The organism is Bacillus sp. REN16 (assembly GCF_020731355.1).
GTDB lineage: Bacteria > Bacillota > Bacilli > Bacillales > Bacillaceae_L > Ferdinandcohnia.
In genome coordinates, this window is sequence record NZ_JAJFZK010000054.1 from 1 (window position 1) to 1,777 (window position 1,777).

Consider the following 1,777-nt stretch of genomic DNA (forward strand, 5'->3'; position numbering starts at 1 on the left):
ATAATGTTTTCAGACACAAAAAAGTCCCATGACTATGCTACGATTGAAGTACTTAACCAAGTTTACTCAATCATCCAGCCAACCAAAGGAGGTCATAGTCAATGAGACTACTTAATGGTAAACAAGGTTTAAGAAGAAGTCAATTCGCAAAAGAACTTAAAGGTGCTGATTTAGAAAAAGTATTGATTATTCCCATCGATGCTTCAAAGGTTGTACAGAAAGCAATGATCCTGAATTATTTTGGCGATGTAGTCCATACTCCATTTGCCTTCATGGTCAATCAGACTGGAATGAAGTGCCTAATCCAAAAGATGGAGGAGGCGAAACAGACATGCCAGGCTGAGCGGATTTTTGTGGGCATAGAAGCCACTGGTCATTATTACGAAGATATAGTTCGTATTTTAACAACCGAAGGGTTCTCTGTTCACATGATTAATCCTGCTTCCACACATGAGGAGCGAAAACAACACCTCACTTATACCAAAACGGATGATATCGATTTATACCTGATTGCCGAGGCATTGGTGGGTAATAAAGCGACGAACGCCACGCTTTCTGCCGGTGAATATAGAAAGCTCCAAAATCTTACCCGAGCTAGAAGAAGCGAAATCAATAAGCGCTCACGGATCAAAACGGAGATCCGTACCTTTCACGACCACATCTGGCGGGAATACCAAGGGTACAGCGTTTTGGAAGAGGGAAAAGTTAAGACGAGAAAGATATTTAGTGACTTTTGGGGGAAGGCAAGTTTGCATATACTTACCCACTACCCTCACGCTTCCCAGATTCTCGAACTTGGGGAAATAGGCTTAAAGAGAATTTCTAAAGAACATAATTTAAAGATACGCAAAACAACAATAAAAAAGCTTCTTTTCGCTGCCAATGAAAGTGTATCTAAACCTTTAGAAGACCTCTCTAGTGAGCTTTTTCTCTTGAAACAGAAATTAAAAGATTATGAATGGCATACTCAAAACATTCAAACCTATGAGCAGGAAATCGAACGCATACTCATCAATACAGATGGTTTGCTTCTCCTTACTGTTCCAGGAATCGGACTAGTCACAGCTGCAGAAATTTATTGTGAAATGGGCGATCTTACTCATTATACAAGTGCTAATCAGCTCATAAAAAAGGCTGGAACAAACCCTGTTATTAAACAATCTGGTAAAGGAGAAGGCTATCATGGCCGTATTTCCAAACAAGGAAATGCGAATTTGCGTAGAGCCGTTTACACTGCCGGTAAAAGCCTTTCTGTCCATAATGAAGCACTAAAACCCTTCTCTACACGTTTAAAAGAAAAGGGGAAAAAAGCAGGTTCCATATATATTGCGATGGGAAACAAGTTCCTAAAAATTGCTTTTGCGATGCTTAAAAACAAAAAACCATTTGAGTGGAATAACTCCACTTTTAATTACAAAGAAGAAGTTTTTAAAAAACTGTCACTACCAATAGTTGCTTAAAAAACAAAATTAAATAGGTGCCATCCTTTTGGTTCGAGTGGAGATCGGATCTAATTTCCTGAGGCCCAGACCTCGATGTTTAGCTTTATCCCACTCGTCCTGTAAATGCGGATCAGTACGTTAATATTCAATTTGTACTCAATGCCAGATTGCATCAATGCAGACCAAGAAGCGAGTGAAAAGCCCATTTCTGAATCAAGAAGATGGCACCTGTTTCAATAAAAACTTGGTTAATTGTTACTGGTAGAATAAGGAAACTACGGTAAGTGTGTTTGAGTTACCCTAAAACTTGAAAAAAGTATTTGACATTGTACGCT

Annotated in this window: 1 protein-coding gene; it reads left to right on the plus strand. The window is 39.0% G+C overall.

Annotation, left to right across the window (positions count from 1 at the left end; all coding sequences use genetic code 11):
- The first annotated feature begins 101 nt into the window (after window positions 1-101).
- Window positions 102-1,460, plus strand: coding sequence for an IS110 family transposase (locus LKW28_RS22785; protein WP_229142701.1), 1,359 nt, complete (start codon window positions 102-104; stop codon window positions 1,458-1,460).
- The last annotated feature ends 317 nt before the right edge of the window (window positions 1,461-1,777 follow it).

What these genes read in the sequence shown, in the direction of transcription:
- LKW28_RS22785 (WP_229142701.1), top strand. Translation starts at nt 102, where the DNA reads ATGAGACTACTTAATGGTAAACAAGGTTTAAGAAGAAGTCAATTCGCA.